This is a genomic window from Blautia sp. MSK17_66 (assembly GCF_020538025.1).
Classification (GTDB): domain Bacteria; phylum Bacillota; class Clostridia; order Lachnospirales; family Lachnospiraceae; genus Blautia_A.
In genome coordinates this window covers 14,574-35,503 of record NZ_JAJBNQ010000002.1, presented here as the reverse complement: position 1 = coordinate 35,503, position 20,930 = coordinate 14,574, and the positions used below count along the sequence as shown (strand labels likewise).

At 45.4% G+C, this 20,930-nt stretch carries 21 protein-coding genes; 12 read left to right on the top strand and 9 right to left on the bottom strand.

Translation table 11 applies throughout. The features are described from left to right. Positions 1 to 9: 9 nt before the first annotated feature. The gene (gene pdxR, locus LIR34_RS01515; protein ID WP_173901725.1) at positions 10 to 1,350 is read right to left on the bottom strand and encodes a MocR-like pyridoxine biosynthesis transcription factor PdxR; all 1,341 of its coding nucleotides are present in this window, start codon (positions 1,348 to 1,350) and stop codon (positions 10 to 12) included. A gap of 103 nt (positions 1,351 to 1,453) precedes the next feature. On the opposite strand from pdxR, the gene LIR34_RS01510 reads away from it, so the two are divergent. Continuing rightward, positions 1,454 to 2,326 (top strand): pyridoxamine kinase, encoded by an 873-nt coding sequence (locus LIR34_RS01510; protein ID WP_243149045.1) that lies wholly within the window; start codon positions 1,454 to 1,456, stop codon positions 2,324 to 2,326. A 70-nt stretch (positions 2,327 to 2,396) separates the two neighbouring features. On the opposite strand, the gene LIR34_RS01505 is transcribed toward LIR34_RS01510, so the two are convergent. The 3 genes from LIR34_RS01505 to cobI are packed head-to-tail and all read right to left on the bottom strand — an operon-like array spanning position 2,397 to position 4,668. After that, on the bottom strand, positions 2,397 to 3,128 hold the full coding sequence (locus tag LIR34_RS01505) for an ABC transporter permease (protein ID WP_161284442.1): 732 nt from the start codon (positions 3,126 to 3,128) through the stop codon (positions 2,397 to 2,399). A gap of 11 nt (positions 3,129 to 3,139) precedes the next feature. After that, a complete protein-coding gene (locus LIR34_RS01500; protein WP_161284443.1) occupies positions 3,140 to 3,985 on the bottom strand; it encodes an ABC transporter ATP-binding protein in 846 nt (281 codons plus the stop codon). Then, on the bottom strand, positions 3,982 to 4,668 hold the full coding sequence (gene cobI / locus LIR34_RS01495) for a precorrin-2 C(20)-methyltransferase (protein ID WP_173901726.1): 687 nt from the start codon (positions 4,666 to 4,668) through the stop codon (positions 3,982 to 3,984). Before cobI ends, LIR34_RS01500 begins: the two co-directional genes overlap by 4 nt. A 203-nt stretch (positions 4,669 to 4,871) precedes the next feature. Here cobI and LIR34_RS01490 point away from each other — a divergent pair, with 203 nt between their 5' ends. The 6 genes from LIR34_RS01490 (at position 4,872) to LIR34_RS01465 (ending at position 11,095) form a co-directional block, all read left to right on the top strand. Next, entirely contained in the window at positions 4,872 to 5,423 is a 552-nt protein-coding gene (locus LIR34_RS01490; RefSeq protein ID WP_330585458.1) for a hypothetical protein, read from the top strand. 146 nt (positions 5,424 to 5,569) lie between these two features. Further along, positions 5,570 to 7,090, top strand: coding sequence for an amino acid adenylation domain-containing protein (locus LIR34_RS01485; protein WP_173901727.1), 1,521 nt, complete (start codon positions 5,570 to 5,572; stop codon positions 7,088 to 7,090). Beyond that, the gene (locus LIR34_RS01480; RefSeq protein WP_173901728.1) at positions 7,090 to 8,271 is read left to right on the top strand and encodes an alanine racemase; all 1,182 of its coding nucleotides are present in this window, start codon (positions 7,090 to 7,092) and stop codon (positions 8,269 to 8,271) included. Before LIR34_RS01485 ends, LIR34_RS01480 begins: the two co-directional genes overlap by 1 nt. 2 nt (positions 8,272 to 8,273) lie before the next feature. Then, positions 8,274 to 8,501: an acyl carrier protein gene (locus LIR34_RS01475; protein ID WP_161284447.1), complete on the top strand. Its 228-nt coding sequence runs from the start codon at positions 8,274 to 8,276 to the stop codon at positions 8,499 to 8,501. Position 8,502: 1 nt separating this feature from the next. Beyond that, entirely contained in the window at positions 8,503 to 10,098 is a 1,596-nt protein-coding gene (locus LIR34_RS01470; RefSeq protein ID WP_244092141.1) for an MBOAT family O-acyltransferase, read from the top strand. Then, on the top strand, positions 10,085 to 11,095 hold the full coding sequence (locus LIR34_RS01465) for an SGNH/GDSL hydrolase family protein (protein WP_173901729.1): 1,011 nt from the start codon (positions 10,085 to 10,087) through the stop codon (positions 11,093 to 11,095). Before LIR34_RS01470 ends, LIR34_RS01465 begins: the two co-directional genes overlap by 14 nt. Positions 11,096 to 11,124: 29 nt before the next feature. Here LIR34_RS01465 and bioA read toward each other — a convergent pair whose 3' ends face one another. From bioA to LIR34_RS01440, 5 genes are all read right to left on the bottom strand, one after another. After that, positions 11,125 to 12,309, bottom strand: coding sequence for an adenosylmethionine--8-amino-7-oxononanoate transaminase (bioA, locus tag LIR34_RS01460; protein WP_161284449.1), 1,185 nt, complete (start codon positions 12,307 to 12,309; stop codon positions 11,125 to 11,127). Further along, positions 12,306 to 13,004 (bottom strand): dethiobiotin synthase, encoded by a 699-nt coding sequence (gene bioD, locus LIR34_RS01455; RefSeq protein ID WP_173901730.1) that lies wholly within the window; start codon positions 13,002 to 13,004, stop codon positions 12,306 to 12,308. Before bioD ends, bioA begins: the two co-directional genes overlap by 4 nt. Before the next feature lie 3 nt (positions 13,005 to 13,007). Further along, on the bottom strand, positions 13,008 to 13,991 hold the full coding sequence (bioB, locus tag LIR34_RS01450) for a biotin synthase BioB (RefSeq protein ID WP_161284451.1): 984 nt from the start codon (positions 13,989 to 13,991) through the stop codon (positions 13,008 to 13,010). Then, positions 13,988 to 14,578: a biotin transporter BioY gene (locus LIR34_RS01445; protein WP_161284452.1), complete on the bottom strand. Its 591-nt coding sequence runs from the start codon at positions 14,576 to 14,578 to the stop codon at positions 13,988 to 13,990. The genes bioB and LIR34_RS01445 overlap by 4 nt, the downstream gene beginning before the upstream one ends. A gap of 140 nt (positions 14,579 to 14,718) precedes the next feature. After that, complete coding sequence (locus LIR34_RS01440) at positions 14,719 to 15,513, bottom strand: sirohydrochlorin cobaltochelatase (protein ID WP_161284453.1); 795 nt, start codon at positions 15,511 to 15,513, stop codon at positions 14,719 to 14,721. Between the two features lie 184 nt (positions 15,514 to 15,697). Between LIR34_RS01440 and cysK the strand changes: the two genes are divergently transcribed. The 5 genes from cysK to LIR34_RS01415 all read left to right on the top strand — a co-directional run bounded on the left by cysK (position 15,698) and on the right by LIR34_RS01415 (position 20,891). Continuing rightward, positions 15,698 to 16,630: a cysteine synthase A gene (gene cysK / locus LIR34_RS01435; protein ID WP_161284454.1), complete on the top strand. Its 933-nt coding sequence runs from the start codon at positions 15,698 to 15,700 to the stop codon at positions 16,628 to 16,630. A gap of 127 nt (positions 16,631 to 16,757) precedes the next feature. Continuing rightward, positions 16,758 to 18,068, top strand: a complete 1,311-nt coding sequence (locus LIR34_RS01430; RefSeq protein WP_161284455.1) for an O-acetylhomoserine aminocarboxypropyltransferase/cysteine synthase family protein — start codon at positions 16,758 to 16,760, stop codon at positions 18,066 to 18,068. Beyond that, positions 18,069 to 18,512, top strand: coding sequence for an RrF2 family transcriptional regulator (locus tag LIR34_RS01425; protein WP_161284456.1), 444 nt, complete (start codon positions 18,069 to 18,071; stop codon positions 18,510 to 18,512). It begins immediately after the preceding gene. Positions 18,513 to 18,622: 110 nt separating this feature from the next. Further along, positions 18,623 to 19,699: a LacI family DNA-binding transcriptional regulator gene (locus tag LIR34_RS01420; RefSeq protein WP_161284457.1), complete on the top strand. Its 1,077-nt coding sequence runs from the start codon at positions 18,623 to 18,625 to the stop codon at positions 19,697 to 19,699. A gap of 40 nt (positions 19,700 to 19,739) precedes the next feature. Further along, positions 19,740 to 20,891: an ATP-binding protein gene (locus tag LIR34_RS01415; RefSeq protein ID WP_161284458.1), complete on the top strand. Its 1,152-nt coding sequence runs from the start codon at positions 19,740 to 19,742 to the stop codon at positions 20,889 to 20,891. Positions 20,892 to 20,930 lie beyond the last annotated feature (39 nt).

Below are 20,930 nucleotides of genomic sequence, written 5' to 3'. Positions count from 1 at the left end.
AATTTTCTTCTATGCCTTTGGGACAGGAGAAGAAAGTTCAGACATGATCTGAGACAACAGATGGCAGGCAGGTGCAAAATCCTCCTCGGGCATTGAAGAACAGGAAAGAAGAAGGGTTACAAAACCGGGTTCTTCTTTTAATATCTGCAGGCGCAGACCACGGGTCCGTGCCTGCTTTTTTAATTCTGCGCCGTCTGCGGGACTGGAAAGCGTGAGCGCAAGGCTGGTTCCAGCGGCACCGATCTGTATCTGTGAGCTGCTGCCAAAAACTTCGCGGACTTCATGGAGAAGCAGTTTCAGCTTCTGGGAGTACAGACGTTTCAGCCTCCTTGTCTGGGCACCAAGATGACCGTCGCGGATAAACTGGCAGAGAGCAATCTGCTCCGCCTTGGATGCAGTCTGGCTGTAATAGTCGGCCCGTCTGTGGTATTCGTCCGCAAGAGATGGCGGCAGTACCATAAAACTGATACGGATCGAAGGGAGGAGAAGACGCGAAAAGGAACCAAGATAGACTACATTATGTCCGCCTGCGAGACCGAAAAGAGAAGGCGTCGGCTTCTGGAGATACACAAATTCATTTTCAAAATCATCTTCAATGATGAGACTGCCCTTTGTTCCGGCATAGTGGATCAGCTCCATACGCCGGGATACCGGCATGATCTCGCCCCATTTTGTCATATGCGCCGGGGAGACATAGATGATATCACAGTCTTTATTTCGATAATGTATTTCAAATCCATAATCAGAAAAAACAGTACTTCCCTGAACAAAAGAAGGTGTTGGAAAGGATACCGTCTGTCTTTCACGCAAAAGAGGACAGAGAAGCTGCAGAAGACTCTGCACACTGGCTCCGATCACAATATCCTCTGCCGAACAGACCACATTGCGGTGCTGTCGGACATAGTCAGCGAGAACCTGTCGTAGATCCTCTTCCCCCTGCGGCTCTCCGTAGGAGAGAAGTCTGTCGTTCTGGCGCAGTGCACTTTTGATATACCGCTGCCACAGATCAAAACGAAAACTTTCACGGTCAACGCCGGCAGAGGCGAAATCGTACCGGACCTCTGGCAGGGCGGCATTTCTGGGTTTGGGCTGTACCGGCTCCAGTGATGCGATATCGGTCACATAATACCCGCTCTGTGCCCGGGCAATAATATAGCCGTCTGCGGCGAGCTGGAGATAGGCACTCTCGATCGTGGTACGGCTGAGATTCAATTCCTCAGCACATTTGCGAAGGGAGGGCATACGACTTCTGGCAGGAAGACGGCGTTCCATGATCAGTTCCCGGTAATGATGATAAACCTGCATATATAAACTTTCTTTTTTGTCAGTCTGGTGTAAAGATAAACTCATAAACTGTCCCCCAAAAAATGAATAAAAGTGGTTCTTTTTTGATGTACATTCAGGTGTTATTCTAATTCAGAATAGCAAAAAATGCAAGATGAGGAGAAATACTTTGAAAAGAATTGCAGTTCTCAATGATCTGTCCGGGATGGGAAAATGTTCCCTGACAGCGGCAATACCGGTTCTCTCGGTGATGGGAGTGCAGGCGTGCCCGCTTCCTACCGCAGTTTTGAGTGCACAGACCGGATTTCCGTCTTATTATTGTGATGATTATACAGACCGCATGGATATTCTGATGGACGAATGGCAGAAGATGCATTTCCGTCCGGATGGCATTTACACCGGTTTTCTGGCAGATGCACTACAGGCAGAGAAGGCAGTGGATTTTATACAGAGATTCAAAAGTACAGAGACAAAGGTTCTGGTAGATCCGGTCATGGGTGATGATGGCGAGGAATATTCCGTTTATACAGAAGAATTATGTGAAAAGATGCGGATTCTGGTGCAGGAGGCGGCTGTGATCACGCCGAATGTCACGGAAGCACTTCTGCTTCTTTATGGAAGCAGAGGGATGCATACAGAATGGCAGAAGCTTGCCGACTTAAGCACGGAAGCACTTCTGGAATACATTCAGCAGACAGGAAGGCTGCTTACAGAAAAATTTCAGGCAGAGACGGTTATCACAGGCATCAGTCACGAAAGCGAAGACGGACAGAAATGTATCAGCAATCTGATCTGTCAGAAAAACAGTCAGACCTGGATAACAACCAAAAAAGAAGGCGGCAGTTATTCCGGAACGGGAGATCTGTTTGCTTCTGTACTCTGTGCCGATATGGTCAAGGGGAGAGATATCGCTTTATCAGTACAGAAGGCGGTCAATTTCCTTGCAAAAGGAATCCATGATGCAGTAAAAGAGGGAACAGACCGAAACGAAGGAATCTGTTTTGAAACGTATCTTTATGAGCTGGCAGACAGGAGACGGTAAACAGATCGTACGACAAAAAGAGGGAAACCATACAGAAGATTTCTGTACAGTTTCCCTTTTGTGTTATTTATTAAAGATTTTTTTTCTTATAGATAAACCAGGATGCGATCGCTGTAAATACGAGAAGATAGGCAAGCAGGATCACAATCCCTGAAAATGCAAATCCTTCACCGGCAGAAATGCTTCGGATCAGATGACTGGTCTGGGAAAGCGGAAGTGCAGATACAAACTTTCCGATAAACCCGGGAAGCTTTTCTGTGGAGAAGAAGGTGTTGCACAGATAAGCCATCGGCATGATGATGTAGTTGGAAAAACGCGGTACGTCTGCATGGTTTTTGGCGAGGAAAGAAACCACGACGCCTATTGCAGAAAAAACAGCTCCGTTTAAAAACATCACCAGAAAAGACCATCCGTTAAAAATAAGTCCGGTATCGATCGGCAGAGTCAGGATCAGGATCACACCTCCGGCATAGAATCCACGAAGGCTTCCGCCGATGATCTGCCCTGCGATAAACTGCCACAGAGGCGTCGGTGAGATCATGACCTGATCAAAGGCCTTCTCATATAATCTCTGGACATTCAGATTCTGGGCAATGGCATTGAAGCTTCCGTTCATCGTTGTCAGAGATACGACACCCGGGATAAGGAAATTCAGGTACGGCTGTCCGTGGGACGTTGTCTGGATTCCCATTCCGAACACAACAAGATACATCAGAGGTGCGATCATGGCTGCCAGTGTGATCTTGTAGAAATCTCTGCGGAATTCCACCCATTTTTCCCATAAAATTGTTATAATTCCCATTTGCTCCTCCTTTATGACGGCATCAGATGACGGCCTGCCCGCTCCACAAAAACATCTTCCAGAGTGGTTTCACGAAGAGAAGCCTGTCCTGTAAGGGAGGACAGAAAGGCGATGGCCTCCTGACGGCTGTGGAAATAATGGCTTACAGTACTTCCGTCAGCACCCGGTTCATCGACTGTGTAGGCCCCGAGACTTTCGATCAGACCGGTAGGAGTATTGATTTCTTCCAGTTTACCGTGATCCATCAGAGCTACGCGGTTGCAGAGATTTTGTGCTTCTTCCATATAGTGTGTGGTCAGAAGAATCGTCAGGTTTTTTCCGTTCAGCTTGCGCAGAAGATTCCACATCTGTCGTCTGGAAAGCGCGTCCATTCCGGCAGTCGGCTCATCGAGGAGAAGGATCTCCGGGTCCGTCAGAAGTGCACGGCAGACCATCAGTTTGCGCTTCATACCGCCGGAAAGTTTGCGGACGGTACGTTTACGGAATTTAAGCAGGTCACAGAACTCCAGAAGTTCTTCTGTTCGCTTCCGGATCTCCTTGCGGGGCATGAAATAAAGCCTTCCCTGATATTCCATGATCTCGTCCATGGTCATATCCTGGCGCATGGAATACTCCTGAGTGATCACGCTGATCTTGCGTTTCAGATCCGGACGGTTTCTCTTCAGTGTCTGGCCATCGATCAGGATCTCCCCTTTTGTGGGAAGGAGCAGGGTGGATAAAAGACTGATCGTTGTTGTTTTTCCTGCGCCGTTTGGACCGAGGAGACCAAAAAATTCTCCGGTTTCGATCGTAAGGTTCAGGGAATCCACAGCAGTGAAATCATCAAAGGTCTTGGTCAGATTTCTGGTTTCGATCATTTCTTCTCCTTTGCAATGATCAGGGAATAATAACCTGCATCATCCGGAATTTCCTCAACATTTCTGTAGATGTGTTCCTGCGGCATACCACAGTTTTCGACCATCAGGACATCGCGGCCGCTCTTTGCAAGGATTTCCTTGACCTGATTCATTTTTTTGCCGGATTTCATAAGAACGTAATTTCCGGATTCACTGAGATCGTTGTCAAGACGATGTACAGCCGGTACGATATGAAGCTGTTCGTTCCATTCAGAAAGAGAAACGTTCAGACGGGCAGCGGCAGCACAGAAAGAGGTGATTCCGCTTACAAGCTCTGTGTGATATCCGTCTGCCTCCACACGATGCTGGAGATAGGAGAAGGTAGAATATACACAAGGATCTCCAAGAGTCAGGAAAACAACGTTTTTGCCCTGATCAAGACAGACTTCCAGTGCTTTGGCTCCCTTTTCATGATTTTCCTCCAGTTCTTTTGCATCATGTGTCATTGGCATATAGATCGGAAGAAGTTCCTTGTCTGCCAGTTCAGGCACTGCCTGGACTGCAATCTTGTAGGCAACCGTGTCTTTGACATCTGCACCTGGTACAGCAATGATCTCATTCTCGCGGATCATGCGGATCGCCTTCAGTGTCATTAATTCCGGATCTCCAGGTCCGACTCCTACGCCATATAATGTTCCTTTCATTGGTAAAAAACCTCCTGTTTATACTAAAAAATTTGATAATGTAAAAATGTAAATCAGTCACATTCTTTTTATTATACTAGAATCGCATAGGGTTTGCAATGTATGATTTGCTGTGTTATAGTATTTCTGTTACTGTGAACGGAGTGAACAGTAACTTACTGTTGTAACGTATTTCTTAACGAAAAGAAACGGAGTTTAGGGTAATGCATAAATGTAGGAAAATTTTGGCAGTCTGTTCTCTGGCAGCACTTTTATCTGCCGATGTTATGCCGTCTGTCTGTCTGGCAGCACAGAATACCGCGGGAACAGAGGCTGTTGAATTTAACAGCGAAGATGGAGAATATTCTATCCAGGTGGATCTCGAGGGAGGAAGCGGAAAAGCAAGCGTGACGTCTCCGACACTGTTTACTGTGGAGGATGGACACGGGTATGCCAGGATCCAGTGGAGCAGTTCCAATTATGATTATATGATCGTGGATGGAGAGAAGTATTTGCCGACGAATGAGGAGGGAATGAATTCCGTGTTTGAGATCCCGATCCTTGCACTGGATGAGCCAGTGTCGGTGATCGCAGACACGACAGCGATGGGAGCACCCCATGAGATTGACTATACGCTGACTTTTTATTCGGATTCTATCGGTTCCAAGAGTCAGCTTCCGCAGGAAGCAGCCAAGAGAGTGGTCGCAGTTGCAATGGCGATCATTGTAGGCGGAGGAATTCTGAATTATTTTGTCAATAAGCGGAGAAGATGCTGATGCGTGGATAACGGAATGAACAGTAACGAGTTTTCTGTATAAAAAAATTCCGAACATCATGAAATTTAAGAAATTATTCAGAAAATAGTAATATTATTATGTGAAAATGTTTTTAGATGTTTTTAGTAAAGGCAGGTGAATAAGTAATGGATAATATATTGAAATATCTGGAAAAGACAGCTGAGAGATTTCCTGATAAAACAGCAGTGGATGATGGGACAGTACAGTTTACCTATCAGGAACTTCTGGATAAGGCGAGACACTTTGGCCTTTCTTTTCTGGATAAGACAATGCCGGGAAGACCTGTTGCGATCCTCAGAGAAAAAAGCTCAGAGGTCCTTGCAGCTATGTTTGGTATAGTCTATGCCGGATGCTTTTATGTAATGATCGATCCGGAGCAGCCACTGGAGAGACTGAAGGATATCTTAAGTGTCCTCAAGACGGATCTGGTGCTTACAGACAGTACATATAAGAACCAGCTTGAGGATGCCGGTTATCAGGGAGAAATTTATCTTCTGGATCAGGAACGTACAGAGGCATCTCTTACAGAACAGGATGTCGAGAAGCTGATGGAGAGACGTTCTACGGCGGACAGTACAGATCTTCTGTATGGAATTTTTACCTCAGGTTCTACAGGCAAACCGAAGTGTGTGGCAGTCAGCCAGCAGGCCGTGATAGATTTCATTGGTCATTTTACAAAGCAGTTTGAGATCACAGACCAGGATCGTATTGCGAATCAGGCACCGTTTGACTTTGATGTTTCTGTAAAGGATATTTATTCTGCGATCACGACAGGAGCAACACTGGTACTGGTACCGAAGCGTCTGTTTTCTCTTCCGCCGAGGCTTCTGGATTATCTCTGCGATAAGAAGGTGACCGTTATGGTATGGGCAGTTTCTGCACTTTGTCTGATTTCTTCCCTCAAGGGACTGAAATATAAGATTCCCGAAGATGCCAGGATCATCATGTTCAGCGGCGAAGTCATGCCGGTGAAACAGATGCGGCTCTGGCAGCAGGCTCTGCCGCAGACAAAATTCATCAATCTGTACGGGCCATCTGAAATTACCTGTAACTGTACCTGGTATCCGGTAGAACGGGAATTTCAGGACGGAGAGGTGATTCCGGCAGGCAGGGCGTTTGACGGAAGAACCGTATTTCTTCTTGATGAGACGGGAGCAGACATCACAGAATCCGGTAAGACCGGTGAAATCTGTGTTGCCGGTGAGTCTCTGGCTGATGGTTATTATCACAACGAAGAGGAAACAGCTCGAAGATTTGTCACAGGAGCAGTTCCGGGCGAAACAGGAAACACAAGATTTTACCGTACAGGTGATCTTGGGTATTTTGGCGAGGATGAGAATCTTTATTTTGCCGGACGAAAAGATTTCCAGATCAAGCATATGGGTCACAGGATCGAACTTGAGGAAATCGAAAGAGCATTTGAGAAGCTTGACGGAGTTTCAAGATGCTGCTGTCTGTTCGATACAAAACGCAATAAGCTCCTGGGATTTTATACCGGTGACATGGATGAGAAGGAAGTTCATCAGGAACTCAAGCGTTTCCTTCCAATCTATATGATTCCGGCCAAGATCCGCAGGATTGAGGAAATGCCTCTCAACAAAAATGGTAAGATTGACCGTAAATATCTTGCACAGGAGTGGAGCTGATGGAAATGCAGACAAAAGAGCTGCGCAAGGCAGCAGAATTTGGGACACCTTTGTATGTGTTTCATGAAGAAGAATTAAGAGAAACTACCAGGCGTCTTGAGAATACACTGGGAAAGGCGGCAGGTCTCTGTTATGCAATGAAGGCAAATCCGTTTCTTGTAAAAGTGATGGAGCAGCTTGTAGACCGTATCGAGGTGTGTTCCATGGGTGAATTTGCAATCTGCGAGGAGCAGGGCATTGCACCGGAGAAGATATTAGTGTCCGGTGTCCTCAAAAAACCCGGGAAGCTGAATGCGGTTCTGGACAAGTATGGAAATGCGTGTCTGTACACAGCCGAATCCCTGCAGCAGTTTGAACTTCTGAAAACATGGGCAATAGAACATGAACAGGAAATTTCTGTTTTTCCGAGACTGACCAGTGGAAACCAGTTTGGAATGGATCAGAAGACGATAGAGGGACTGATCGAACACAGAGCGGAATATCCGTTTCTCAGGATCCGTGGCATCCACTATTTCTCCGGCACACAGAAGCGTTCTGTCAGCAAAATCCAGAAAGAACTGGAAAAGCTGGATGTTTTTCTCGGTGAACTGAAAGAGAAATACGCATTTGAGCCAGAAGAACTGGAATATGGTCCGGGATTGCCGGTTTCCTATTTTGATCCGTCCAGGGCAGTCGGTGAGGATGGTCTTATGGAGATCGTACAGACACTGGAGCAGATGAAATTCTCGGGAAGGGTCACTCTTGAGATGGGAAGAGCCTTTGCGGCAGACTGCGGATATTATCTTACAAAGATCATGGATGTCAAATCCAGTGATGACAAAAACTACTGCATCACAGACGGCGGGATCCACCAGCTTAATTATGACGGACAGATCAGAGGAATGTATGAGCCGCCGATGGAGATTCTTGCAGAGAAGAGACAGGGAGAAGAGAAGAACTGGACAATCTGCGGAAGTCTCTGTACCGTGAATGACATTATGGTACAGAAGCTGGCTCTTACAGAGCCAAAAGAGGGAGACATTCTGGTATTTAAGAAAACCGGAGCCTACTCTTCTATGGAGGGGATGCTGCTGTTTCTGAGCCACAGTCTTCCAAGGATCCTTTTGTATAATGAAGAAGAAGGATTCAGACAGATAAGAAAAGCTTATCAGACTTATAAATGGAATATGGAGGAAAACTAATAATGGAAACTTTACTTGAGATTTTAAATGATATTGATGATACTGTAGACTGGGAAAACGAAACTGCTCTGATCGATGACCGTATTCTGGATTCCTTTGGTGTGATCAGCCTGATCTCTGAACTGGAAGATCAGTTCGAGGTTGAGATTGATGCATCCGAGATCGTTCCGGAAAACTTTAACTCCGCAGATGCCATGTGGAAGATGATCCAGAGATTACAGGAGAATTAATATGGGTCTGGCATATCATACAGAGTTATATCTGTTTGTATTTTTGCCGCTGGTAGTTCTCGTATATCATTTTTCATCACAAAAGATGCGCAGAGCAGTTCTGATCCTGGCGGGATATCTTTTTTTCTGGTCCTTCAGCCGGTGGATGGTGCTATATCTGATCGCTGTTTCAGGACTGATCTACGGCGCAGGGCGTTGGATGGAGCACCTGAAGGAAACTGGCAGAGCCAGGGCTAAGGAGTTTCCTTCCAAAGAACGTTCTGCCATAAAAAAACAGTACAAAGCAAAAGAAAAGAGAGTACTTATGGCCGGGATCATTATTTTACTTGGAATCCTGGCCTATTTAAAATACTGCAATTTCTTTATTCAGAACATGAACAGAATCGCCATGGCAGCAGGGAAGGACTTTCACCTGGAACCACAGAAGCTTCTTATTCCTATCGGTATTTCCTTTTATACACTTGAGGCAATCGGCTATATGGCCGATGTATACTGGGGCAGGATCAAAGCGGAGCATAACTGGGCGAAGGTGGCACTTTTCCTTGGATTCTTTCCACAGATTATGGAGGGACCGATCAGCAGCTGGAAGGATACAGCAGATGCTCTCTGGGAATGCAGACCGGTTCAGAGCCAGAATCTTGTAAAGGGAATTGTCCGTATTGCATGGGGAATGTTCAAAAAGATCGTGGTTGCAGACAGACTTTCTGTTGTGGTGACAGCGATTTTTGACAGCTATACAGACTACCATGGCGTGATGATCATAGTTGCCGCCATCGCCTATACGCTTCAGCTTTATATGGAGTTTTCCGGCTGTATGGATATCGTTATCGGAAGTGGAAATTTATTCGGCGTAGACCTTCCGGAGAACTTCAGGCAGCCGTTTTTTTCAGGAAATGCTTCAGAATTCTGGAGAAGATGGCATATTACCCTTGGTGCATGGCTTAAAGCCTATGTCTTTTATCCTGTTTCGGTTTCCGGTCTGGTAAAGAAGTGGAATCATTTTGCAAGAAAACATTTCGGGAAATATCTGACCAAGATGGGTATTTTTGCCATGACATTATTCCCGGTATGGATGTGCAATGGCTTATGGCATGGGGCACAGTGGAATTACATTCTTTATGGAATGTATTATTTTGTGATCCTTCTGGCAGGAGAGGCAGTTTCCCCGGTTCGTGAGAAGGTTCTTGACAGATTTCATCTGGACTGTAAGGCGTTGTACTGGAGAGTACCGCAGATTCTGAAGACATGGGTGATCATTTTTACCGGCGAAATGTTTTTCAGGGCAAATGGAGCAGCAGCCGGATTTCATATGTTCCGGAGTATTTTTCATGGATTTGAATTCTACAGACTCTGGGATGGAACACTTCTTGGCCTTGGTCTGAACGCAGCGGATCTTCTGGCAGCTGGTTTTGGGATCCTTGTTGTTGCTGTGGCAGATATACTAAAAGAAAGGAAACTGCTGAACTGGGATAAACTGCAGGAAATGAAGTTCCCGGTGCGCTGGATGCTTTATTATGCTCTGATTTTTGCAGTGATAGTATTGGGCGCTTATGGTACGGGCTATCAGCAGGTTGATTTGATCTATGCAGGATTTTAAAGAAAAAAAGCGAACTGTCAAAAAGGCAGCAGTACACCTGGTGATATTTCTTATTCTGCTTCTTGCTTTGTCTGCTTTCTTTAAAAGTATGGCTCTAAACTATCCAGAGTTTGTACAGTCGAGAAACAGACCCTGGGTCAATATTCAGAGTGAAAGAAATGACAGTATAGATGTACTGGTGCTGGGAGACAGCGAAAGCTATACAACGTTTTCTCCTATGGAGATCTGGCAGCAGGATGGGATTTCTTCCTTTGTCTGCGGACAGACAGGACAGGAAATAGAAGAAACCTATTATATGCTCAAAACAGCTCTTCGTACACAGAAACCAAAGATCGTGGTATTTGAGACAAACAGTATGTTTCAGCCACAGAGTGTTTCTGAGGGAATACAGAAAATGATCGCACAGACAGCAAATTATTATTTGCCGGTATTTCTGCTTCACAGTATGTGGCAGAACTGGGTCATGGGTCCGGAAAAGCAGCAGGTGTATTATAAGGGTTTTGTTGTCCGTGATATAGTGGAACCTTACACCGGCGGAGACTACATGGAAAAGACCGACAGGAAAGAAGAAATATCGCCAATTGTCAGATTTTATATGGACAGGATCGTTAAGATGTGCAAAGAGGAAGGATGCTCTGTGATTCTTTACAGTGCACCGTCTCCACATAACTATAATTATGCAAAGCATAATACTCTGACGGAATATGCAGAGCAGATGGGTGCGGCTTATGTGGATTTCAATCTGATGACAGAGGAACTGGGTATTGACTGGGAAAAAGACAGTCTGGACAACGGCGATCATCTGAATGTTCTCGGGGCAGAAAAGCTGAGCAGATATTTTGGCAGTTATCTGAAACAGAATTATGAGCTGGAAGATCATCGTGGGGAGGCTGAATATCAGTCTTTTGATGATATGGTGGCACAGTATCAGAAAGCCAGAAAAAATGCGGCAAAGAAGATAGAAGTTATTTTGAAATACCTGAGAGAAAAGAAATAAGATTTTAAAGCAAAACAAAAGGACTGGTTTCAGTGAAACCAGTCCTTCATTACGTTAAAGATCTGAATCAGGTCCTCATCAGAGATTACATAAGGAACCATAGAATACATATAATTCAGGAATGGTCGGCAGAATACACCACGCTCATAGGCAAACTGCTGAAATCCTTCGAGAGTCTTCGGATCATGGACTTCTACGCAGGTACAGCCACCCATGACACGAACCTCTTTGATCCGAGGATCACTGAATTTCTCCATTTCCTGGCGGGAAATCTGTTCAATATGGCGGATCTTGCTCATATAATCTTCCCGCTCAAAGATTTCAATGCCCTTGAGTGCGACTGCACATGCAAGAGGATTTCCCATGAATGTCGGCCCGTGCATCAGGGCAAGCCTGTCATCATCACTGTAAAATGCCTGAAAGACCTTGTGATTGGCGACAGTGACTGCATGACCGATATAACCGCCGGTCAGTGCTTTTCCAAGAACCAGAATGTCCGGGAGTACCAGGTCTGCTACGAAGCGGTTGCCGGTACGTCCAAATCCGGTCGCCACCTCATCAAAGATCAGAAGAACATCATATTTATCACACAGTTCTCTGGCACGTTTCAGGAAGGAGATATCATACATCCTCATTCCACCGGCGCCCTGAAGAAGCGGTTCTACAATAAAGCAGTTCAGTTTGTCGTGATAAAGCTCAAAGGCCTCTTCAAGAGCAGGGATTTCCGTTGGAATATGGATAACACCTTCTTTTTTGTCAAAAGCAAAATGATAATCTTCATCGTCTCCAACTTCCATTGCCTTAAATGTATCTCCATGATAGGCATGTTGAAGAGCCAGTACCAAAGGTCTTTTTCTTCCCTGGTTGGTATTGTACTGAAGAGCCATTTTCAGGGAAACCTCTACAGCGACACTTCCGGAATCAGAAAAGAAACAGTAATCCAGATCTCCGGGGAGAAATTCCTGAAGCTTTGCGGAAAGTCTTTCTACAGGCTCATGAGTGAGTCCGCCAAGCATTACATGGCAGAAACGATCGGCCTGCTCTTTGATTGCGGCGGTGAGTTCCGGATGCTTGTAACCGTGGATCATGCACCACCAGGAAGAAATGGAATCGATCAGTTCCTGATCCTTTGTATAGAGATGCACACCCTTGGCATCCAGGATTTTGTAAGGTTCTTTCATAGTTTTCATCTGTTCATAAGGATACCATATCATTTGATCTTCACCTCGTCATAAAGTGCACTCAGCACATCTGCATCTGTTTCAAGTTCTGTGGCATTATCCTGTACCTTTGCAAGCACAGGAAGCCCTGTCATATGTTCACACATGAAAATATTATCATCTTCCATGATATTACCAGGATGGTAATGATTAAAAATAATTCCCTTTAAAGGAAGAGAATGTGCTTTCATGTACTCGGCAGTCAGCACGACACTGTTGATGGTGCCGAGTCCTGCATCTGCCACCAGAATACTGGAAAGCTTAAATTCCCGGATCACGTCTTCAAGCTGGATCCTGCGTTCATCAAAGCAGAGAGGGCAGAGAATTCCGCCACTTCCTTCCATGGTGATAAAATCATATTTTTCTGAGACCTTCAGAAAACCTTCTCGCACAACTGAAAGATCAACAGGATTTCCTTCCACGCGGGAAGCCAGATGTGGTGACCAGGCATTCTCATACACGTACGGACACATTTCATCAAGTGGCTGTGAGATTCCGGACATCTGCTGAACAAAAAGTGCATCACCGGGGATCAGACTTCCGTCTGCTCTGCGGTCATTTCCACTCATGGCAGCTTTATAATAGGCAGGATTTTTGCCAGCCCCGGCAAGTTTTTTTACGATTAGTCCGGCAATAAAAGTTTTTCCGATATCTGTTCCGGTGCCGGTGAGAAAGATTGCTTTGCTCATGATTTACACATCCTTTCGAGATACAGGTTTTACTTGACGTCCAAGATCGGCGAGCATCTGTCGATCACTGCGGATCGTAGCACAGGCAACGGTAGTCAGCATATTGCCGGTGATGGAAGCAGAGGCTCCGGCCTTAAATGCAGTTTCGCCGTCATTGGTAAGAAGGGCACGTCCGGCAGCGAGACGGATATTTGCTTCCGGATTGATATAACGGAAAAATGCAATGGTACGAAGAATATCAGGCTCGGAAAGTTCCGGCAGATGTTCCAGTGGAGTTCCAGGAATCGGCATCAGAGCGTTGATCGGGATGGAATCAATTCCAAGCTCGGCAAGGCTCACTGCCATATCTAGACGGTCTTCCCAGGTTTCGCCCATGCCGATGATACCGCCGGAGCAGGCACACATGCCTTCAGCCTTGACTTTTTTGAGAGTTTCAATCTTCATGTCGTAAGTATGGGTAGTGCAGATGTTCGGGAAATTTCTACGGGAGGTTTCGATATTGTGGTGATAGCTGGTTACGCCTGCCTCATGAAGACGATGAAGCTGTTCAGCAGAAAGAAATCCCATGGAAGCGCAGAGATCGATCTTACATTCTCTGTGCATGGTTTCATAGGCGTGGATCGCCTGGTCAAATTCTTTTCCTGTCAGAGCTTTTCCGGCGGTGACGATGGAAAAACGGTCAACACCTTCAGATTCATTCATCTTACAGGCTTCGAGAATTTCTTCTTCCGGAAGAAAATCGTAAACTTCACAGGAAGTGTGGTGGTGTGCAGACTGTGCACAGTATTTACAGTCTTCCGGACATCTGCCGCTGCGTCCGTTGATGATAGAGCAGAGATCTACTCTGTCTCCGATACATGCTGCACGGATACGGTCAGCACCTTCGCATAATTCATCCAGATCACAGGTGAGAAAGAAGGAAAGATCATCTTCTCGGGTGATTCGACGTCCGTTAATAATTTCTTCGGCTAAAGTAAGTGGGTTCATTTGGCTGTTTCCTCCGTATTTGGTAAAAGTGTATTTGGCATAGAGAGATACTGCATCACAACCGGGCGGACACGTCTTGCAATGACTGCGCCAAGAATGCTTAAGGCAATGTCACCAGGTACTGCAAGAAGGAAGCAGTAAAGGATGAGCGGCCAGATTCCAATCGGTGTGTTGATCACATAGTTGCAGACGATGTAGTAGTAGATCATGCCGCAGGCATAGACGACCATAAGTCCTGCCAGGTTTGCAAAAAGATAGCGAAAAACCGTCTTTTTCTTAAGATGTTCTGCGATACGGCCTGTTACATAGGTTCCGAGACAGAAACCGATGATATAGCCGAAGCTTGGCTTGAAGACATACCACAGCCCGCCGCCTTCAGAGAAGATTGGAAGTCCTGCGAGTCCCAGAAGCATATAGGCAACAACAGAAATGGTTCCACGTCTGGAACCGAGCAAAAGTCCTGCCAGCATAGTAAACAGATACTGGAGAGTAAAAGGAACTACCGGTACAGGAATTTTGATAAAAGCACCCACTGCGATCAGTGCGGTAAAAAGACTACAGTAAATTAGAGTTTTTGTTTTTGACATTTGTAAACCTCCAAATTCTTTATGGTTTACAATTTTAAAGTAAAGCAGGTAAAATGTCAACTTAAAATACAAAATAGTTTACATTTCGATAATGATAAAAAATAAAAAGGACTGTGAATAAAATTCGCAGTCCTCCCTATTTACGGCAACAAAGCCGCCTCTCGTGCATGCCTTACAAATATATCACGAATTCCCTGATATTCACCCAGTCCCTTCAATACAGGACAGACTTCAAATCCGGCGGTCTCAAACTGACAGACCCAGGAATCCGGAGAATCACCGGCCATATCATTGTGTGCATGATCACCGGCAACGATCATAAATGGTGTAACATAGATTCTGGAAGGATGAAATGCAGTTACCTTCCGGACAAGATCCTGGATGGTAGGATCTGCCTCAACAGTGCCGATAAAAATATTCTTGTGTCCGGTGGATTTAAACTTCTCATCAAGTCCGGCATAGACAGAATTGATCTGATGAGTGGTTCCGTGTCCCATAAGCACCAGAGCTTCTGTCTCCTTAAGCTCCGGAAATTCGGAAACCACAGCCTCGATCGCCTGGACTTCATCTTCGGGACAGGCGAGGAGAGGAGTGCCAAAGTCGATCTTATCAAAATTTCCTTTATAAGACAGAACTTCTTCCTTCATAATATTATTCTCTATGCCATCCAGAATATGTGTCGGCTGGATGGTCACTTCCTGGATGCCGTCTGCGATCATCTGCTCCATGGCTTCTTTTACGGTCGGAATGTGAAGCTTATCTCGTTTCATAAGAAGAGAGATGATAAACTTACTGGTCCATGCCCGGTAGATCCGTCGATCCTTAAAAGCATCCGTGATGTCCTGCTCGATCTTTTCGATGGTGGCTTTCCGGGAGGATTCATAGCTGGTGCCGAAGCTCACGACCAGAACTGCCCTGTCTGTCTGCTGATTCATAAAAATGTTCTCCTATTTTATATTTTTCGCGTATGTTCAGATTATACTATAGCCCCCCAAAAAGTTCAATTTTTTTCCAGAAAGCTATTGACTTTTTTACGGAAAAGTAATAACATACTAAACATATCAAAGAGGTATGTTAATAAAACAGGAATACATCATATAAAGAAAGGCGGTAAACACCATGTCAAACATTTATAAAGGAACAGTGGGACTGATCGGAAATACTCCACTGGTAGAGATTACCAATGTAGAGAAGGAACTTGGACTGGAGGCGACGGTTCTTGTGAAACTGGAATACTTCAATCCGGCCGGAAGTGTCAAGGACAGAATTGCCAAAGCAATGATCGAGGATGCTGAGGCAAGGGGAATTCTCAAGGAAGGATCTGTCATCATTGAGCCGACCTCCGGAAATACAGGTATCGGCCTTGCCTCCATCGCAGCAGCGAAGGGATATCGAATCATCCTTACCATGCCGGAGACCATGAGTATTGAACGTAGAAACATTCTTAAGGCATACGGTGCAGAACTGGTTCTGACAGAAGGAGCCAAGGGAATGAAAGGTGCTATCGCCAAAGCAGATGAGCTTGCAAAGGAGATTCCGAACAGCTATATTCCGGGACAGTTTGTAAACCCTGCAAACCCGGCTGCACACAAAGCAACTACAGGTCCTGAGATCTGGAATGACACAGACGGAAAGGTAGATATCTTTGTAGCCGGTGTCGGCACAGGCGGAACTCTTACAGGAACCGGTGAGTATCTGAAAGAACAGAACCCGGATATTAAGATCGTGGCAGTAGAGCCGGCAACTTCCCCGGTACTTTCCGAGGGAAAAGGCGGTCCGCATAAGATCCAGGGTATCGGAGCAGGATTTGTTCCGGAAGTCTTAAATACACAGATTTATGACGAGATCATGCCGATCGATAATGATGTATGCTTTACAACAGCGAAGCTTCTTGCAAAGAAAGAAGGAGTTCTCGTAGGTATCTCCTCAGGAGCAGCCCTGTATGCGGCGATCGAACTTGCAAAGCGTCCTGAGAATAAGGGAAAGACCATCGTAGCACTGCTTCCTGATACTGCTGACAGATATTATTCCACCGCATTATTTACAGAATAAAGGAACACCAGGATTAAAAACTGCAAAAGACGTTCGTGTTTGCACGATAGGGCTTTTGAGTTTGGAACACTCCGTGGTACATAATATAGCAACAGAAAATCAAAAACACAGAAAAGAGGATCAGATTATGAGTGAAAAAATTACAAGAGAGAACAGAAAGTTTAAATTCGAAACACTTCAGCTTCATGTAGGACAGGAACAGCCGGATCCGGTTACTGATGCAAGAGCAGTTCCAATCTACCAGACATCTTCCTACGTATTCCGCAACTGTGATCATGCAGCAGCTCGTTTCGGACTGGCAGATGCAGGTAATATCTATGGCCGTCTGACCAATCCGACAGAGGATGTGTTTGAAAAGAGAATCGCAGCACTGGAGGGCGGTACAGCAGCTCTGGCAGTTGCTTCCGGTGCCGCAGCAATTACTTATACAATTGAGAATCTTGCACAGCAGGGAGATCACATTGTAGCAGCGAAGAACATTTACGGTGGAACAACAAACCTTCTGGAGCATACTCTTCCGGCATATGGAATCACAACAACATTTGTAGATATCTTTAATCTTGAAGAGGTAGAGAATGCGATCCAGGATAACACCAAGGCCCTTTACATTGAGACTCTTGGCAACCCGAATTCAGATGTTGTTGATGTTGAAGCGTGCGCTGAGATCGCTCACAGACATCAGATCCCGCTTGTTGTAGATAATACCTTTGCAACACCTTACCTTGTAAGACCGATCGAATATGGTGCAGATATCGTGGTTCATTCTGCGACAAAATTTATCGGCGGTCATGGAACTACGATCGGTGGTGTGATCATTGAAGGCGGTAAATTTGACTGGGAGGCTTCCGGTAAATTCCCGTCTCTGACAGAGCCAAACCCGAGCTATCATGGAATCAGCTTCACAAAAGCCTGCGGTTCGGCTGCTTTTGTTACAAAGATCCGTGCGATCCTTCTCCGTGATACCGGTGCAACAATCTCTCCGGTAAGTTCCTTTATTTTCCTTCAGGGACTGGAAACACTGTCTCTTCGTGTAGAACGTCATGTAGAAAACGCACTCAAGGTTGTTCAGTATCTGAATAATCATCCTCAGGTGGAGAAAGTACATCATCCGTCCGTGACAGACGATGAGAGCCAGAAAGCTCTGTACAAGAAATATTTCCCGAATGGCGGCGGCTCTATCTTTACCTTTGAGATCAAGGGAGATGCACAGACAGCCAAAGACTTCATTGATAATCTGGAACTGTTTTCTCTGCTTGCAAACGTAGCAGATGTTAAATCACTGGTTATCCATCCGGCAACCACCACCCACAGCCAGTGCACAGAAGAAGAGCTTCTGGATCAGGGTATCAAACCGAACACGATCCGTCTTTCTATTGGAACGGAAAATATCGATGATATCATTCAGGATCTGGATGAAGCTTTTAAGGCAATCCAGTAATTGAAATTTTGTAAAAAAACCAGATATGGTCTCACTGCACTGATGGATCTGGCTGCACAGCCGTCCGACACACCGATATCTCTGAAAAGCATAGCTGAAAGAAATGATATTTCTCTTCAGTTTCTGGAACACATATTTGCCTCGTTTCGAAGAACCGGCATTGTAAAGAGTGTCAAAGGCTCCCAGGGAGGCTATCATCTGGCGAAGACTGCTGACGAGATCACGGTTGCATCCGTGGTGGAGGCCCTGGAGGGAAACTACCATCTTGAAGATGAGGATGTCGTGGCGGAAAACAGCTATAAAGGAATCTCGGATACGATTCAGAAGCTGGTGGTGGATACCGTCAACCAGGAACTCGATCAGATTCTGTCAAATCTGACTTTGGAACAGATGAGCGGATATTATGCCGATCATTATGAAAAACAGGAAATGTACTATATCTGAAACAGAATTGTTCACAGAGCGAACAATAAGAAAGAAACCGGAGATTTCAGGCAATGTCCTGGTCTCCGGTTTCTGATTTCAGAAAGATGACTATGTCAGAAGGAATACCCATGTCTATTAAAAAAATTGCAGAACAGGCGGGAGTATCGATCTCTACTGTCTCCAGAATATTAAACCGACCGGATTATAAATGCTCCATTCCCGGTCTTCGAGAAAAGGTCTGGGCGATTGCCATGAAAATGGATTACGTCCCCAATGAGGCGGCGAGAAACTTAAAGAAAGGAAAACAGTCCAGAGACAGCCGGATCTGGTATATCAATGTACTGATGACAAGAACGGATGAGTCCAGGACGGATCCTTTCTTTACAGAACTTCTCCGCGTGGTGGAGAGTGAGATCCATGAACATAACTGTATTCTCTCAAAAGTGTGGTATATGCCGCTTTTTTCGGATGACCGAAAATGCCGCAGGGAAAATCTTGACCAGATCATCCAGGGAATGTATACTGAGACAGAAGGAAAACAGGATGGACTGATCGTGATCGGTCGGTGTAATCCTCTGGCTCTTAAAAAATTAAATCAGAAATATCGCAGCATAGTATCTGTCAACCGAAATTCTACCAATTATGAGGTGGATGAAGTGCTCTGCGATGGCAGAAAGATTGCCTCCATGGCACTGGAACATCTCATTTCGCTTGGTCACAAAAACATCGGATATGTCGGCAGCTGTCGAAATGAAGAACGATATATGGGGTATCTTGACACCCTTAAGAAATATGATCTGGATGTTGTCCCGGACTATGTTGTCGAGACAGATCAGACGGAGAAAGAAGGCTTTGAAGCCATGGAAAAGCTTCTCAGATCGGATGACTGTCCGACCGGTATCTACTGTGCCAATGATATTACGGCTGTCGGAATGCTGAAATATCTGGGACGCTGCCGGAACCTTTATTTCACACCATCGATCATAGCGAGTGATGATATTGAGGAGGCACAGTATACGAAACCGATGCTGACTACCGTAGGACTTCCAAGAGCAGAAATGGGCAAATTTGCACTTCATCTTCTGCTGGACCGTATGAAGGGCGGGCACAGTGGAGTTGTCCGTATGGAACTGTCAGGACATCTGATGATCCGGAACAGCTGCTCCCATGTTTCTGAGAGTACATGGAGTGATTACTGTATATAAGAGACCAGGAACAAGAAATTTTTGGTTAAGGAAGAACAGTATGTGTATTAGAACAATCGAAGAATTACAGGAAGATACAAGAGAAAAACAGATCATTGATATCCGTGACAGAGCGGATTTTGACAAGGAGACTTATCCGGGTGCCATCAATATCTACTGGGAAGAATTTGAAGAACATATGGATGAGATCCGTAAGGACTGTCCAGTATATCTGATCTGTTATACCGGTCAGAAGAGCGATGAGATCGCAGAAGAGCTGACAGAGCAGGGGTACGAGATTTACAGCATCAAAAACGGCTACCGTGCATGGCTTCGCATCAAACTCAGTAAACTGATGTCGGATCATGATGAGGCAGAACAACGTACCAGAGATATCGAGCGCAGCATCATCAAGAAATTCCGGAAGCCGATCTGGAGGAGATTTACCAAAGCAATCCGTGAATATGAACTGGTTAAGGACGGTGACAAGATCGCGGTCTGTATTTCAGGCGGTAAGGATTCCATGCTGATGGCGAAGCTGTTCCAGGAGCTTTCACGTCACGGAAAGAAAAACTTCGAAGTTGTCTTTCTGGTAATGAATCCTGGTTACAATGAGATCAACTATCAGACGATCAGGGATAATGCCAGAATCCTGAATGTGCCGATCACCGTCTTTGAATCGGATATTTTTAACATCGTTGCATCGGAAGAACAGTCACCATGCTATCTCTGTGCCCGTATGAGAAGAGGATACCTCTACAGTAAGGCGAAGGAGCTGGGCTGCAACAAGATCGCACTGGGTCATCATTACGATGATGTTATTGAAACAATCCTTATGGGAATGCTTTACGGTGCACAGGTTCAGACTATGATGCCGAAGCTTCACAGCACCAATTTTGAGGGGATGGAACTGATCCGTCCACTGTATCTGATCCGCGAGGCGGACATCATTCACTGGGCAAACTATAATGATCTTCACTTTATCCAGTGCGCGTGCCGTTTTACCGAGCACTGTGCATCCTGCGGCGGCACAGAGAAAGGTTCCAAGCGGGCAGAGATCAAGGAACTCATTCATGAACTTGCACAGAAAGATCCTGTGATCGAATATAACATTTTCCGGAGCGTGGAGAATGTCAATCTGAACACGGTCATTGGCTATAAACAGGATGGAGTGAGACATAATTTCCTGGATACCTATGATGAACAGAAATAAAAACTGAAACAGAAAGAGTCTCTGATATAGATTTTCCTG